Annotated in this window: 17 protein-coding genes; 9 read left to right on the top strand and 8 right to left on the bottom strand. The window is 60.4% G+C overall.

The window, feature by feature from the left end:
- Positions 1–164: 164 nt before the first annotated feature.
- Positions 165–1,619 carry a TrkH family potassium uptake protein gene (locus FFH21_RS18920; protein ID WP_004665905.1) on the bottom strand — a complete coding sequence of 485 codons (1,455 nt, stop codon included), beginning with the start codon at positions 1,617–1,619 and terminating at the stop codon, positions 165–167.
- Positions 1,620–1,792: 173 nt separating this feature from the next.
- Here FFH21_RS18920 and FFH21_RS18915 point away from each other — a divergent pair, with 173 nt between their 5' ends.
- Positions 1,793–2,353, top strand: a complete 561-nt coding sequence (locus tag FFH21_RS18915; protein ID WP_011169173.1) for a nitroreductase family protein — start codon at positions 1,793–1,795, stop codon at positions 2,351–2,353.
- Here FFH21_RS18915 and FFH21_RS18910 read toward each other — a convergent pair whose 3' ends face one another.
- The 6 genes from FFH21_RS18910 to FFH21_RS18885 all read right to left on the bottom strand — a co-directional run bounded on the left by FFH21_RS18910 (position 2,354) and on the right by FFH21_RS18885 (position 6,517).
- Positions 2,354–3,703 carry a sensor histidine kinase KdpD gene (locus FFH21_RS18910; RefSeq protein ID WP_041924600.1) on the bottom strand — a complete coding sequence of 450 codons (1,350 nt, stop codon included), beginning with the start codon at positions 3,701–3,703 and terminating at the stop codon, positions 2,354–2,356.
- Between the two features lie 86 nt (positions 3,704–3,789).
- Complete coding sequence (locus tag FFH21_RS18905; protein WP_004665902.1) at positions 3,790–4,269, bottom strand: hypothetical protein; 480 nt, start codon at positions 4,267–4,269, stop codon at positions 3,790–3,792.
- A 109-nt stretch (positions 4,270–4,378) separates the two neighbouring features.
- Positions 4,379–5,056 (bottom strand): response regulator transcription factor, encoded by a 678-nt coding sequence (locus tag FFH21_RS18900; RefSeq protein ID WP_011169170.1) that lies wholly within the window; start codon positions 5,054–5,056, stop codon positions 4,379–4,381.
- A gap of 7 nt (positions 5,057–5,063) precedes the next feature.
- Complete coding sequence (locus FFH21_RS18895; RefSeq protein WP_004659681.1) at positions 5,064–5,477, bottom strand: translation initiation factor 2; 414 nt, start codon at positions 5,475–5,477, stop codon at positions 5,064–5,066.
- Between the two features lie 142 nt (positions 5,478–5,619).
- Positions 5,620–5,919, bottom strand: a complete 300-nt coding sequence (locus tag FFH21_RS18890) for a YciI family protein (protein ID WP_002554459.1) — start codon at positions 5,917–5,919, stop codon at positions 5,620–5,622.
- A 1-nt stretch (position 5,920) separates the two neighbouring features.
- A complete protein-coding gene (locus FFH21_RS18885; protein ID WP_011169169.1) occupies positions 5,921–6,517 on the bottom strand; it encodes a septation protein A in 597 nt (198 codons plus the stop codon).
- A gap of 65 nt (positions 6,518–6,582) precedes the next feature.
- Here FFH21_RS18885 and FFH21_RS18880 point away from each other — a divergent pair, with 65 nt between their 5' ends.
- The 8 genes from FFH21_RS18880 (at position 6,583) to arfB (ending at position 13,690) form a co-directional block, all read left to right on the top strand.
- Positions 6,583–7,446: a PHP domain-containing protein gene (locus FFH21_RS18880; RefSeq protein WP_004659686.1), complete on the top strand. Its 864-nt coding sequence runs from the start codon at positions 6,583–6,585 to the stop codon at positions 7,444–7,446.
- Positions 7,447–7,459: 13 nt separating this feature from the next.
- Complete coding sequence (locus tag FFH21_RS18875; protein WP_011169168.1) at positions 7,460–8,089, top strand: L-threonylcarbamoyladenylate synthase; 630 nt, start codon at positions 7,460–7,462, stop codon at positions 8,087–8,089.
- A complete protein-coding gene (locus tag FFH21_RS18870; protein WP_002554455.1) occupies positions 8,089–8,907 on the top strand; it encodes a ScpA family protein in 819 nt (272 codons plus the stop codon). The genes FFH21_RS18875 and FFH21_RS18870 overlap by 1 nt, the downstream gene beginning before the upstream one ends.
- Before the next feature lie 15 nt (positions 8,908–8,922).
- Positions 8,923–9,690: an SMC-Scp complex subunit ScpB gene (scpB, locus tag FFH21_RS18865; protein WP_004659691.1), complete on the top strand. Its 768-nt coding sequence runs from the start codon at positions 8,923–8,925 to the stop codon at positions 9,688–9,690.
- Positions 9,691–9,961: 271 nt separating this feature from the next.
- Positions 9,962–10,153, top strand: coding sequence for a DUF1289 domain-containing protein (locus FFH21_RS18860; RefSeq protein WP_002554453.1), 192 nt, complete (start codon positions 9,962–9,964; stop codon positions 10,151–10,153).
- 184 nt (positions 10,154–10,337) lie between these two features.
- The gene (rluB, locus tag FFH21_RS18855; protein WP_005781848.1) at positions 10,338–11,564 is read left to right on the top strand and encodes a 23S rRNA pseudouridine(2605) synthase RluB; all 1,227 of its coding nucleotides are present in this window, start codon (positions 10,338–10,340) and stop codon (positions 11,562–11,564) included.
- Positions 11,565–11,835: 271 nt separating this feature from the next.
- Positions 11,836–13,245: an amino acid permease gene (locus FFH21_RS18845; protein WP_004659696.1), complete on the top strand. Its 1,410-nt coding sequence runs from the start codon at positions 11,836–11,838 to the stop codon at positions 13,243–13,245.
- A 31-nt stretch (positions 13,246–13,276) separates the two neighbouring features.
- A complete protein-coding gene (gene arfB / locus FFH21_RS18840; RefSeq protein WP_003314723.1) occupies positions 13,277–13,690 on the top strand; it encodes an alternative ribosome rescue aminoacyl-tRNA hydrolase ArfB in 414 nt (137 codons plus the stop codon).
- Positions 13,691–13,949: 259 nt separating this feature from the next.
- Here the strand turns inward: arfB and FFH21_RS18830 are convergent, their stop codons facing one another.
- On the bottom strand, positions 13,950–15,149 hold the full coding sequence (locus tag FFH21_RS18830; protein ID WP_011169164.1) for an MFS transporter: 1,200 nt from the start codon (positions 15,147–15,149) through the stop codon (positions 13,950–13,952).
- Between the last annotated feature and the right edge of the window lie 33 nt (positions 15,150–15,182).

Genomic DNA, 15,182 nt, shown 5'->3' with positions numbered 1-15,182 from the left:
ACCGTGCCTTGGCCAAATTGCCCCAAGGCGCTTTTCAACCGCGATGGCATTGACGATGCTGAGTGCGACTGCATTACTGCGCGGAGCGTGGGAACGATAAATCAAATGCCGTCTTCGCGAATAAGCGAAGCGTCGTCCGGTCCGCTCCTGCGCCCAGCCAGACCTCAATGCCGCCAGAACGCCGGCACACACAGCACCAGCACGGTAATGATCTCCAGGCGGCCGAGCAGCATGCCGCCGGAGAGAATCCACTTGGCAGCATCGGGCAAGGTAGAGAAGTTGCCCGCAGGCCCAATCACCTCGCCCAGCCCCGGCCCTACACCGGATACGGTGCTGGCAGCCCCGGTCAGTGCGGTCATCCAGTCCAGCCCGAGCAGCGACAACATCAATGCGATCAGGCAGATGGTTATGGTGAAGAAAAACGAAAAGGTCAGAATCGAGCGAACTATTTCGTCGTCCAGTCGATGGCCGTTGTATTTCTGCTTCATCACCGCGCGTGGGTGAATCAGTTGATTAAGGTTGGTCTTGAGCAGGATATAGGCGACCTGAAAGCGGAAGATCTTCACCCCGCCCGCCGTCGAGCCCGAACAGCCGCCGATGAAACCCAGATAGAAGAACAGCATCAGCGAGAAGTTGCCCCACAGGCTGTAGTCACCGAGTGCAAAACCGGTAGTTGTCACCACCGACGTCACGTTAAGGGCCACATGACGCAGCGCCTCGGTCCACGGCAGGTCGGTGGTGTTGGCGTACCAGACAGTCATTACCAGCCAGGTGACCAACAGCAGCCCGATCAGCCCCTGCACCTGCTCATCCTTGATCAACGCCTTGCGATTACCGCGCAGGGTCGCGACATAAAGGGTAAAGGGCAGGCTGCCGAGGATCATCACCACAATCGCGACCCAATGCACCGCAGGCTGCGGCCACTTGGCCAGCGACAGGTCGGAGGTGGAGAACCCGCCCGTGGAAATGGCCGACATCGCATGGTTGATCGCATCGAACAGGCTCATGCCCGCCGCCCAGAAGGCCAGGCTGCCCAGCGCGGTAAAACCGACGTAGGCCAGCACAATGAACTTGGCCACCATGTGCGAGCGGGGCATGACCTTTTCCGAGCGATCCGACGATTCGGTCTGGAACAGGCGCATGCCACCAATGCGCAGCAACGGCAGAATCGCCACGGCCATACCGATAAAGCCGATACCGCCAAGCCAGTGCAGCATCGAACGCCAGATCAGAATACCCGGTGACATGCTGTCCAGATGGCTGAGTACGGTCGAGCCGGTGGCGGTGATGCCTGACATGCTTTCAAAGAACGAATCGGTGTAACTGATGTGCTGGGTCAGCAGAAAGGGCAGGGCGGCGAAAATGCACACCACGATCCAGCTGGAGACGGTCAGCATGTACATGTCCCGCGGGCGCAACTGGACGTTGTCGGGGCGTCCGGGCACCACCAGCGCCAGGCCGGCGATAAAGGTGATGGCGCTGGCCCACAGAAACTCGCGCAGGTCCTCGAAACGGTCGTAGATGACCAGCGTAGCCATAGGCACGATCATGGCGACAGCCAGGGTGATCAGGAAGATGCCGATAATGAAACCGATGATGCGAAAGGTCGGCAACGACATGAATGGCTCGGGCGGGTGTGAGGGAAGGCGCCATTCTACCCGCGCTTGAAGGCATGTAAACCAGTGCAGCCAGGGGCAGGGTTCGACAGAGTGGGTAAGGAATTGTCCGTCGCACTCGTTATTGACGGTAAACAGGCTCTAGAATGCTCGATCACTTTTCAAGGAGACCGCCCATGCAGGCGCTCTACGTTTTGCTCAATCGCGTATCGGTTCCGCGACTGGTCGACCCGGCCCCGGATGCTGCGCAGCGGGAAATCATGTTCGGTGCGGCGCTGCGCTCACCGGATCATGGACAGCTCAAGCCTTATCGTTTCCTGACCGTCGAAGGCCCGGCGCGTGAGCGCATGGGCGAGCTGCTGGTGGAAGCGCTGCAGCAAAGTAGCGGTGAGATTACCCCGCAGGCGCTGGAAAAGGCCCGTCTGGGACCGTTGCGCGCACCCTTGGTCGTGGTGGTGATCGCTCGCTTGCAAGACCATTTCAAGGTTCCGCACTCGGAACAGCGGATCACCGCCGGATGCGCCGCACATGGCGTGTTGTTGGCAGCGTATGCACTGGGTATCGGTGCGGTCTGGAGGACTGGCGAGCTGTCCTATGCGCCGCAGGTGGCCAAGGGCTTCGGCCTTGAAGCCGGCGAAGAAGTGCTCGGCTTTCTGTACCTGGGCACCCCGCTGAACCCGCCGCGCGAAGCGCCGAAAGTCGATGTGGGCGGGTTTGTCAGCGAGTGGCAGGGCTGATCAGACAGACGATAAACTGAGCGGCTCTCTGGGCAGGTCCAGCGTGGCGATAAACCCGCCTTCCGGGTGATTGCCCAGCATCAGGGTGCCGCCATGTCGCTCCGCTGCGCGTTTGGCGATCGCCAGCCCCAGGCCGTGACCGGGCGTGGTCTGGCCGGGGGCGCGGTAAAACGGCTCGCCCAGTTGTGCCAGATGCTCGTCGGCAACCCCCGGGCCATGATCGCGGACGCTCAAACGGACGTGATCGCCGACCTGAGTTGCCTGCAGATCGATGCGCTGACCGGAGGGGTTGAAGCGCAGCGCGTTGCGCAGCAGGTTGTCCAGCGCACGTTCAATCATGTCCGGCCAGCCTTTGAACTGCAGGTTGTCCTGCACCTCGACGCGAATGTTCTGGTCGATACCGTCCAGTTGGGTGTCGTTCTTCAGGCGCTGCAGCAGCGCTTCGAGGTCGACAGGCTCAGGGCCGCGAAGCTCGGCGTCGAGGCGCGCCAGGGCCAGGATCTCGCTGATCAGCGCCTCCAGCCGGTCACACTCACGACCCAACCGTGGCCAGAGCTTTTCACGCTCGGCAGGCTCCGCACGTTCAGCCAGCGCCAGGGCGATGCGCAATCGGGCCAGCGGTGAGCGCAATTCATGAGACACATCGCGCAGCAACTGACGCTGACTGCCAATCAGGCTTTGCAGGCGCGCGCCCATGCGGTTGAAGTCCTTGGCCAGTACGCCGAATTCGTCACGCCGATTGGCCAGTTGGCCGAGGCTGTGCTGTTGATAGCTGGTCTGCCCCAGATCATGCACTGCACCGCGCAGGCGACTCAGCGGTCGTGTAATCGACAGCGTCACGAACAGGCTGAACAGGGTCAGCACCACCAGCGCAATGCCCAGCGCGCTCAGCGGCCACATCAGACTCTGACGGTGCCATTCGTCGAGCTCCGGGTGCGGAACGCGGTAGATGAACAGGTAGGTTTCGCCGGTCTTCGGGCTGCTGTACTCGGTGGCCAGACGGCGCCAGGGCAGTTTGCGGCCCTGACCCTCGTCGGCCTGCTGTCGAGCTTCCAGCGCGGCTGCGCGTGGCGGGAAAGTGCCACGCACCATAGGCTCACCGCTGTCGCTGAGCACTTGTGTGTCGATACGATTGCGACGTTTGATGTCCTGAAGAAATTCCTGAGCGTTATCCGCGCCCTTGTCCTCGAAGCGTTGCGTCCACTGCTCGGGCAACGAGTTGAGCACCGGGTGACGACTGAGGATCCACGCATCCTGATTGAGCATGTGCCCCATGAGCACCGACAGGCCGCCTACCAGAGCGATGGCCAACCAGAAGCTGGCCAGGATTCGCCAGAACAATGAACGCACGGGATTTCCTCGGTCTCAGTAAAAAAGCCCGGCATGCGCGTGCATGCCGGGTTGTGTTCAGCTCATCGGGCCGCGAGGCCTGATGATTACAGCGTTTTTGCTGCTTTTGCCGCTTTCCAGGCCTTGAACTCGGCCCATTCGGCGCGACGCTCATCTTCTTTCTTCTTGATTTCGTCAAACAGCTTCTGCTGGTCAGGCCTCAGCAGTGCACGAACTTCGCTGTCGGTCTTGGAGCGTTTGGCTTCGATTTCGTCGTGCATTGCTTTCTGGTCGGCAGCAGGCATTTTTTCCAGGTAGCTTTGAGTGATTTCGCGGCGCTCGTGCCGTTGCTCGCGCATCAAGCGTTCGATCTGCTGACGCTGTTCACGTGTCAGGTCCAGCTCAGCCATCGGTCCCATCGGGCCAGGGCCGCGATCCATACGTGGGCCAGGGCCGCGGTCATCGCGATCCATGTGCATGGCAGATGCGTCAGCATCCGGGCCACCGGCAGGTGGCGCTGGTGGTGCGGCCATGGCAATGGTCGGCAGGGCAGTGGCGAACATCAAAGCGATCAGGGTCTTGCGCATGGTGTATCTCCTTGTCTCTAGTGCGGCTCGATGCCGATGAGCCCAGTTTAGGGAGATCAAGGTCAAGCGCAGTCAGCGCTTGGTAAAGCTTGTGTAAGGGGGCAGTTGCTTACAAAGCATAATAATAGCCGCGGCTGCGCAGGGCGACGATGCGTGGACGACCGTCAGCGTGAGGGCCGATTTTCTTGCGCAGGTTGCTGACGTGCATGTCCAGGCTGCGGTCGTAGAGCGTCAGTTTGCGGCCCAGCGCCAGTTGCGCCAGCTCTTGCTTGTCCAGTGGTTCGCCGGGCTGGCGCATCAGTGCTTCAAGCAGACGGCTTTCGGAGACGGTGAGGGTCAGTTCCTTTTCGTCGACACTGACCACGCCGCGCATCGGGCTGAAGGTCAGGTCACCCAGTTCCAGTTGCGTAGACGACGCCACCGGGTGACTGCGACGCAGCACGGCGCGCAGTCGGGCGGTGAGCTCACGCGGGTCGCAGGGTTTTGCCAGGTAGTCATCAGCGCCCAGTTCAAGGCCCAGAATGCGGTCCAGCGGTTCGCCGCGTGCCGAGAGCATGACCACCGGCAGGTCCGGGTGGTCATTGCGCAATTGCTTGAGCAGTTCCAGGCCGCTGCCATCAGGCAGCATTACGTCCAGCACCACGGCCGTCGGAGCTGCATCGGCCAGAGCCTGACGCGCACTGGCCCCGTCGTGACAGGCGCGCACCTGAAAGCCTTCCTGGCTCAGCCAACTGCTTAGCAGTTCGCACAGCTCCTGATCATCATCAATTAGTAACAGCTCGCTCATGACTCACTCAATTTAGCCACTGCCGACGTTGCCTACGCCAACCGCTGACCAATATACCGCACAGAAGGGCGAACATCGCAACGCCACCGCCTGCGACGAACCATTGTTGTTGCTCGGTCAGCAAGCGAGGAGGCGCTGCCGACAGTGCTTCTTTGAGCTGCAACTTGAGCTTTTGGTTCTCCTGGCGCAAACGTGTCAACAAGGCGTTGTCGCGTTCCGGATCGACGTTTTGCAACTGCCGTGTCAGCTCGTCGCGCTGACGCTCGCTGTCCTTGAGCCGCAACTGAAGGTCGGCAATCTGATTGGCGGGGCTGGGCAGGTGCAAAGGCTGCACTGCGCCGCTCTCATTGACCGTCTCGGCGTTCACCTGAAACCCCGTCGCCATCAAAACTGCCAACAGACACCACGTACCTGAACGCATCTGAACTCCCTTTTACCGAGCCGTATAAATTCGCACATTGAGCAGGGTATCGGCAGGGTGTCAGGAAGGATGAGCAAGGGGCGGGGTTCAACACGGCTATGCCTCGGTTGAGGCAGAGCCGTAAGGGGGTCAGAGGAGGTGATCAGGGCAGGACGAGCTTGAATGGCTTGACCACGACATTGGCATAGACGCCTGCCGCAACATATGGATCGGCTTCGGCCCACGCCTTGGCGGCGCTTTGCGATTCAAACTCGGCCACGATCAGGCTGCCGCTGAAACCGGCAGCACCCGGGTCGTTGCTGTCGACTGCCGGGTGTGGGCCGGCCAGCACCAGACGGCCTTCATCCTTGAGCGCGTTTAGGCGCTCAAGGTGTGCCGGGCGCACGCTGAGGCGTTTTTCCAGCGAGTTTTCGACGTCGGTGGCGATGATTGCGTAGAGCATGTCAGTCCTCGGATTTGGTCGTATTGGGTGCGGTGTCGTGCAGATGGCGTGACAGGTATATCCCCTGGCCGACCAGGAAGATCAGGGTCATGCCCAGGCTGCCGAATACTTTGAAGTCGACCCAGAATTCCTGATAGGTGAAGGCCACGTACAGGTTGGCCGCGCCGCAGAACAGGAAGAATACGATCCAGGCGATGTTGAGCCGGGTCCAGATCGCCGCTGGCAGGGTCAATGCGTGGCCCATGATGCGCTGGATAATCGGGCGGTCACCGATGAAATGACTGCCGGCGAAAGCCACGGCAAATAGCCAGTTGACCACCGGGGCTTTCCATTTCAGGAAGGTTTCGCTGTGGAAGGCCAGTGTCAGACTGCCAAACACCAGACAGGCGACCAGTGTGAGCCACTGGCTTTTTTCCAGCTTGCGCTGTTTGAGGTAAAGAATGCCGTAGACCACCACCGAACTGATGATCAGCATCGCCGTTGCGCTGAAAATGCCGCCTACCATATAGGTATTGCCGAGGATATCCACGGCACGCGGCTCGGTTTTGTAAACGATGAAAAACAGGAGCAGCGGGATGAAGTCGATGAATTGTTTCACAATGGCAGCCAGAAGCAGGATGTGGCGGCATAATAACAAACATCAATGAACACGAAAGCACCACTATGAATGTTGACCTGCACTGCCACAGCACCGCTTCCGACGGGGCGCTCTCGCCCACGGCACTGGTTGCCCGTGCTCATGAAAACGGCGTGCGCGTCCTTTCGCTGACCGACCACGACACCCTCGAAGGGCTTGAAGAAGCCCGCGCGGCAGCGCATTCATTGGGCATGCAGCTGGTCAACGGGGTGGAGCTGTCCTGCACCTGGGGCGGTGCGACCATCCATATTCTGGGCTATGGATTCGATACCCAGGCCCCGGCGCTGACTGAAGCTATCAGCCGTTTGCATGAGGGACGCTGGCTGCGTGCTGAAGAAATCAGCCGCAAATTGGCGATCAAAGGTATGCCTGGCGCGCTGGAAGGCGCTCGCGCGATCCAGCAGGAGCTGGGTGACAGCGGTAATGCGCCTGCGCGTCCACACTTTGCTGACTTCATGGTGCGCGCAGGTTTCGTCAAGGACCGCGCCGAGGCGTTTCGCAAATGGCTGGGTGCTGGCAAACTGGGCGATGTGAAGCAGCACTGGCCAACGCTGGAAGAAACCGTCGCCACCTTGCGGGCATCGGGTGCATGGGTCAGCCTCGCGCATCCTTCACATTATGACTTTACTCGCAGTAAACGGCGTAAACTGGTCGGCGATTTCGTCCAGGCCGGTGGGCACGCCATAGAAGTGGTCAATGGCATGCAGCCTGCCGATCAGGTTGGGACCCTTGCCATCCTTGCACGCGAGTTCGGTCTGCTGGTTACTGCCGGCAGCGACTTCCACGGTCCTGGCAACTGGGGCGAGATCGGCACTTATCGTCCCGTGCCTGAAGATCTACCGCCTTTGTGGTGCAGATTCAAACATGAACAGCCTACTGCCGCCGTCTGAACAGGAAGTTACCGTGAGTCAATTTTTCCAGGTCCATCCGGAAAACCCGCAGCCGCGCCTGATCAAACAGGCCGCGGAAATCATAAAAGCCGGCGGGCTGGTGGTGTACCCGACAGATTCGTCCTATGCGCTGGGTTGCCAGATCGGTGACAAGAGCGCCATCGAGCGTATCCGCCGTCTGCGTCAGCTGGACGACAAGCACAACTTCACCCTGATGTGCTGCGACCTGTCGCAACTGGGGCTTTTTGCCAAGGTCGACACCGGCGCTTTCCGCGCACTCAAGGCGCACACGCCGGGGCCGTACACCTTTATTCTCAACGCCACCCGCGAGGTGCCGCGCCTGGTGCTGCACCCCAAGCGCCGCACCATCGGCCTGCGCGTGCCGAGCCACCCCATTGCCCAGGCCTTGCTCGAGCAATTGGGCGAGCCGCTGATGAGCGTCAGCCTGATCATGCCGGGTGACACTGTGCCGCTCAGCGATCCCTACGAGATGCGCCAGATTCTCGAGCATCAGGTGGACCTGATCATTGATGGCGGGATCGGCGGTATTTCGGCGTCCACAGTCATCAACCTGGCTGGCGGAGAGCCAGAAGTGGTTCGGGTTGGCTGCGGTGATCCAACGCTGTTCGGTGAACGCGCTTAATGACCGTCGTCGAGTCCGTCGACAGCCAGGCAGACGCCCAGCAGGAGCTGCCGTTCGCGCTGGTCTACGGGCGTGCGGTCACGCAGATGCCGCTGGACCTGTACATCCCGCCCGATGCGCTTGAGGTCTTTCTTGAAGCGTTCGAGGGGCCGCTCGACCTGCTGCTGTACCTGATCCGCAAACAGAACATCGACATCCTCGATATTCCCGTGGCCGAGATCACCAAGCAGTACATGGGTTACGTCGAGTTGATGAAAACCGTGCGCCTGGAGCTGGCGGCCGAATACCTGGTCATGGCCGCCATGCTGGCTGAGATCAAGTCGCGCATGCTGCTGCCGCGCTCGGCGGAAGTCGAAGAGGAAGAAGGCGACCCGCGCGCCGAGCTGATTCGCCGCCTGCAGGAATACGAGCGCTTCAAGGCCGCTGCTGAAGGCATAGATGGCTTGAGCCGGGTCGGCCGCGATGTCATCGTGCCGAAACTGGACGCCCCCGAAGCCCGTGCGCGCAAGTTGCTGCCGGATGTCAGTCTTGAAGAAGTGCTGATGTCGATGGCCGAAGTGCTGCACCGCGGCGACATGTTCGAAAGCCATCAGGTCAGCCGCGAGGCGCTGTCGACGCGTGAGCGCATGAGCGACGTGCTGGAACGTCTCAAGGGCAGCGGTTTTGTACCGTTCGCCGAGCTGTTTACCGCAGAAGAAGGGCGTTTGGGTGTGGTCGTGACATTTATGGCGGTGCTGGAGCTGGTCAAGGAATCCCTTGTCGAGCTGGTCCAAAACGAGCCCTTTGCGGTGATCCATGTCCGGGCGCGAGCCGAGTAGAGCAAGAACACACCCATGAACCTCAACGAACCGCGTGAACTGGCCCCGTTGCTTGAAGCCTTTCTGCTGGCCTCCGGAAAGCCGCAGACACTGGAGCGGCTGTATGAGCTGTTCGAAGAGGGCGAGCGTCCCGAACCGCCGATTTTCAAAAAAGCGCTGGAGGTGCTGCGTAAGTCTTGCGAGGGGCGTGCTTTCGAACTCAAGGAAGTCGCCTCGGGGTATCGCCTGCAGATTCGTGACCGGTTCTCCCCTTGGGTCGGACGGTTGTGGGAAGAACGGCCGCAGCGTTACTCCCGCGCCATGCTGGAAACCCTGGCTTTGATCGCTTATCGCCAGCCGATCACGCGGGGCGAAATTGAAGACGTGCGCGGTGTTGCGGTGAACAGCCACATCGTCAAGACCCTGCTGGAACGCGAGTGGATTCGGGTGGTGGGCTATCGTGACGTGCCCGGTAAGCCGGCGATGTTTGCCACCACCAAGGGTTTTCTGGATCACTTCAACCTCAAAAGCCTGGACGAGCTGCCGCCGCTGGCCGACCTGCGCGAGATGGAAACCGAGCCGGTCCTGGATTTCGAAGACGCCCCCGTACCCGCGCACCTGCAGGCCCTGGCCGACGCCAGCCTCGATCCGGAAGCGGAACCCGAAGCACCTCGCGACGAAACCAGCTTCCGCAGCCTGCTGGTGGAACTGGATTCGATGGAGCAGGGCCTCAAGACCGACTTCGACGACCTGCTGCGGGCGGAGCCAGAGCCTGAAGACGACAAAGGCGACGATGGGGTCTGATTGACTATCGCTCCCACGCTGAAGCGTTCAGCGTGATACACAAGTCTCGTGGGAGCGAGCTTGCTCGCGAAGGCGATGGTGCAGGCTCGCTATTTTCGGATTCTGTAAGGGCCCTTTCGCGAGCAAGCTCGCTCCCACAAGACCTGTATGTAGCCATGAGCGCTCTGCGTCCTCTTGATACCTCGTCCTGGAGCGTGCAGCGCACTTCGGTCGAATTCATACGCCTGACCAGAGTCACATACGATATCCCCCGCCATGAGAACCGCTGCCCATGAGTTCGACCAAGAACCCCTGCATCAGCCTGTGCAAGTTCGATGATGACATCTGCCTGGGCTGTGGCCGCAGCAAGCGTGAAATCAAGGCCTGGAAGAAACTCGACAAGGATGACAAGCGCACGGTACTCGAGGAGTCTGCCAAGCGGCTGGCGAAGCTCAAGACCGCCGGTCGTAAAAAGAAGAAGTGATTCGGGCATTTGCCACTGACGCTGGATGCGTAAACCGGCGCAGGGGCGTATGATGGCAGACCCTCGGCGATCAAGTGTCGCCCGGGCTTTCAAGTATTTCGCCCTGCCGCTATCCACAGCGTGCCGGGCACAGGTCTTGCCGGTTCTCGGCCAGCCCTGATTCGACACACCGGGAGGTGCCCAGATGAGTGAAAAAGACAAGCAGGACAGCCAGGAAATCGGACCCGCAGGCGAAAAGCTGCAGAAGGTTCTGGCGCGCATTGGCGTGGGTTCACGCCGTGACGTAGAAGCCTGGATTACCCAAGGCCGCATCAAGGTCAATGGCAAGGACGCGACCCTCGGTCAACGCGTCGACCTGCATGACGCCATCAGTGTCGATGGTCGCGTCATCAAGCGCGAAGAAGCAGCCGAAACGGTTCGCCGCGTGATCATGTACAACAAGCCCGATGGCGAAATCTGCACCCGTGACGACCCTGAAGGTCGTCCGACCGTGTTCGATCGTCTGCCGCGCCCGAAAGAGGGTCGCTGGATCAACATCGGCCGTCTCGACATCAACACCACCGGTCTGCTGATGTTCACCACTGACGGTGAGCTCGCCAACCGTCTGATGCACCCATCGTTTGAAATGGACCGCGAATATGCGGTTCGTGTACGTGGCGAAGTCGATGACGACATGCTGCTGCGCCTCAAGAATGGTGTGATTCTTGAAGACGGTCCGGCACGTTTCACCGATATCCAGCAGGCACCGGGCGGCGAAGGCTTTAACCACTGGTATCACTGCGTGGTAATGGAAGGTCGTAATCGTGAAGTGCGCCGTCTCTGGGAATCCCAGGGGCTGGTGGTCAGCCGTCTGAAGCGCGTGCGTTACGGGCCGGTGTTCCTCAACTCCGACCTGCCGATGGGCCGCTGGCGCGAAATGAGCCAGTACGAAGTCGACATTCTGGCTGCCGAAGTCGGTCTGCAACCTGTGGCCCAGCCGCAGATGAATGCCAAGACCAAAGACAAGATGGAGCGTCTGCAGCGTCAATCGTCGCGCCCTCTGGGCAAAGGCGAGCGCGTTCGCACCTTGCGTCCGGCTGCTGGCGCTCCGGCGACTGGCGACCGCGCACCGCGTCAGCCGCAAATTACCGGCAGCGAACGTGATCGTCCGCGTGGCGGCGACTCCACGCAGCGTCCTTCGCCGCGCAAGGACTCGGGCAAGCCCGGTTCGCGTGCACCGCGTCCGGCAGACAACAGCCGTGGCACACCGGTCGCCGAGCGTCCGAGCGAGATGAATAAGCGCCCGGCCAAGCCTGGGCCAAAGCGTGTCGGCATCAAGCTGGTCAACGACGATGCGCCGTCAGGCAAGCGTCGCGGTCCACCGGCAGGTTCGGGTCAGCGTCCTGGCTTCGGTCGTCGCAAGCCTGAGTGATCCTGTGGTGTGAATGAATGGCATCGCCAGCCCCCAGGGCTGGCGTTGTCGTTTTTGGCGATGTGAAAAACCTTGTCATACAGCCCCGCTGCATTCATTTCTCTGTTTCAAACCTCAACCTGGATGCAGGTGTACAATGCCGCGCTTTTTTCTGTGAATCATTGCTGCTCAATACTTCGGATCACCCGTCCGGGGTGCTGCAATTCTGTTGCGTCACAAGCGCGGCAGGTCCTTTTCGGTCACAGAACAAGAACAATCAGGTAGCTATCGAATGAGTGAAACAACTGCACCCTCGGGTGAATTGAAGCGCGGTCTGAAGAATCGGCACATTCAGCTGATTGCTCTGGGCGGCGCTATCGGCACTGGCTTGTTTCTCGGGTCGGCGGGCGTGCTGAAATCGGCCGGGCCTTCGATGATTCTCGGTTATGCGATTTGTGGCTTCATCGCTTTCATGATCATGCGCCAGCTTGGCGAGATGATCGTCGAAGAACCCGTCGCCGGGTCGTTCAGCCATTTTGCCCACAATTATTGGGGCGGTTTCGCCGGGTTCCTGTCCGGCTGGAATTGCTGGCTGCTGTACATCCTGGTCGGTATGTCGGAGCTGACTGCTGTCGGCAAGTACATTCATTACTGGCTGCCGGACATCCCGAGCTGGGTTTCAGCGGCTGCGTTCTTCATTCTCATCAATGCCATCAACCTGACCAACGTCAAGGTGTTCGGCGAGACCGAGTTCTGGTTCGCGATCATCAAGGTGGTGGCGATTATCGGCATGATCGCGCTGGGCAGTTACATGCTGGTCAGTGGCAGTGGCGGCCCGCAGGCGTCGGTCAGCAACCTCTGGGAGCATGGCGGATTTTTTCCCAATGGTGTCGGCGGGCTGGTCATGGCGCTGGCAATCATCATGTTCTCGTTCGGCGGTCTGGAAATGCTCGGCTTCACTGCTGCCGAGGCCGAACAGCCGAAGACCGTGATCCCCAAGGCGATCAATCAGGTCATCTACCGCATCCTGATTTTCTACATCGGCGCACTGGTGGTGCTGTTGTCGCTGACACCCTGGGACAGCCTGCTGGCCAGCCTCAATGCCTCGGGTGACTCCTATAGCGGCAGCCCGTTCGTGCAGGTGTTCTCGATGCTGGGTAGCGATGCGGCGGCGCATATCCTGAACTTCGTGGTACTGACTGCAGCGCTGTCGGTCTATAACAGCGGCACTTATTGCAACAGCCGCATGTTGGTAGGCATGGCTGAGCAGGGCGATGCGCCCAGGGCGCTGGCGCAGGTCGACAGGCGCGGGGTGCCGGTCAAGGCTATCTTTGCGTCTGCCGCGGTGACCGTAGTGGCGGTTCTGCTCAATTACTTCGTGCCGCAGCAGGCGCTGGAGCTGTTGATGTCGCTGGTAGTGGCCACCCTGGTCATCAACTGGGCGATGATCAGCTATTCGCATCTGAAATTCCGCCAGCACATGAACCGCACCGCCCAAGTGCCGTTGTTCAAGGCGCTGTGGTATCCCTACGGTAACTACGTGTGTCTGGCGTTTGTGCTGTTTATCCTCGGCATCATGCTGATGATTCCCGGCATCCAGATATCGGTTTATGCGATACCGGTCTGGCTGGCGGTCATGTGGGTGTGTTATCGAGCCAAGAACAGGCGTAGCGTTGTCATGAATGCCGAGACTGGCAAATAACCGTGCCTGGAGCAGAAAAGAAGATGCCCCGATGCTGGTGATTTCCAACAATGTCCATCTGCCGGACGCCGAGATCGAGCTGACGGCCATTCGCGCCCAGGGCGCGGGCGGTCAGAACGTCAACAAGGTCTCCAGCGCCGTGCATTTGCGTTTCGACATCAACGCCTCGTCGCTGCCGCCGTTCTACAAGGAGCGGCTGCTGGCGTTGAGTGACAGTCGCATCACCAGCGATGGTGTGATCGTGCTCAAGGCCCAGCAATACCGCACTCAGGAACAGAACCGCGCCGACGCGTTATTGCGCTTGAGCGAACTGATCGTCAACGCCGCCAAAGTCGAAAAGAAACGCCGCCCGACACGGCCGACCCTGGGTTCCAAGACCCGCCGCCTGGAGTCCAAGAGCAAACGCGGCTCGATCAAGGCCGGACGCGGGAAAGTGGATTTCTGAGTACGGCTGGCCCTTCAAGATCGGACGCAGAGCGTCCAGAACGGCGTTACCACGCGGGAGCGTGGGAACGATCAGCCCGAATATCGTGCGACGCTCTGCGTCGCATGCCTTTCCGGACGCTCTGCGTCCTCTCGGCGACGCAGAGCGTCGAGACCTGCATTCCCACGCTGGAGCGTGCGGAACGATAATCCCAACTATCGTGCGTCGCTCCGCGTCGCATGCCGTTTTGGATCGTGGGAACGATGACCGGAACAGATCATCACTGGCGTACCACCTGCGTCTGCTTGTACAGATAGACGCTTAACGCCAGCCCGGTAAGTGACGCCAGCGCCGCAAACAGGAAGATCGAGACAAAGCCGAAGCCTGCGGCAATCGCGCCTGCCAGTGGGCCGGTGATGCCCAGGGACAGGTCGATGAACAGCGAATAAGCGCCGACCGCAGCGCCCCGGCTGGAGGCAGGGACGAGATTGACGGCTTCCACGCCCAGTGCGGGAAACACCAGCGAGAACCCGAAACCGGTCAACGCCGCGCCAGCCAGTGCCAGCTCCGGAGTGGGGGCCATCCACAGCAGCAACAACCCCAGGCTTTCCACTGACAGGCAGACAATCGCTACCCGAAAGCCGCCCAGACGATTGATCAGGTTGCCGAACAGCAGGCGCGCCGCGATGAAGCTGCCACCGAACAGCGTCAGGCACAGCGCCGCATTCGGCCAGTGGTTGCTCGCGTAATACAGGGTGATAAAGGTGGCGATGGTGCCGAAGCCGATGCCGCCCAGCGCCAGGCCCATGCCGTGTGGAAACACTCGCCCCAGTACGTGCATGAAGGGCAGCCGTTCACCTGGCACAATCGGTGCGGCCTGCTTGTGCCAGGTGAGGTACAGGCCCAGTGCGCAAAGCAGCATGATGCTGACACCTACTGTCCACAACCCGAGTGAGTCAACCATCCAGACACCCAGCGGTGCGCCGATGGCCAGAGCGCCGTAGCTGGCGATACCGTTCCAGGAGATCACTTTGGCAGTGTTCTGCGCGCCGACCCGGCCGATGCCCCAGCCAATCGAGCCCGAACCTACCAGACTTTCCGCGCTGCCGAGAATCACCCGGCCAATCAGCAGAATCACCAGGCTCGCCATCGGCCAGCTATCCAGCCAGACCGGCACCAGCATGAACACACCGCTCAGTCCGCAGCCGGTCAGGCCGATCTGCACGGCTTTCTTGCTGCCTAGATTGTCGATGATACGGCTCGCCCATGGTCGACTGATCAATGTCGCCAGGTACTGCACGCTGATCACCAGGCCTGCGATAACCGCGCCGAAGCCTAAATCGCTGTGGACGTAGCCTGGCAGTACGGCAAGCGGAATACCGATATTCAGGTAGCCGATAAACGTGAACATCACAATGGAAATGACGGTTTGGGTAACAGCCATAGGGGTTTGCGGCGTGGTTTGCTGTGGCTCGGGCATGGGGCAGGCTTTCATTCTGTGCGGGTATGGCGT

This window comes from Pseudomonas sp. KBS0707 (genome assembly GCF_005937945.2).
GTDB lineage: Bacteria > Pseudomonadota > Gammaproteobacteria > Pseudomonadales > Pseudomonadaceae > Aquipseudomonas > Aquipseudomonas amygdali.
The sequence above is the reverse complement of the archived record's forward strand: the minus strand, read 5'-3'. Positions and strand labels throughout refer to the sequence as shown.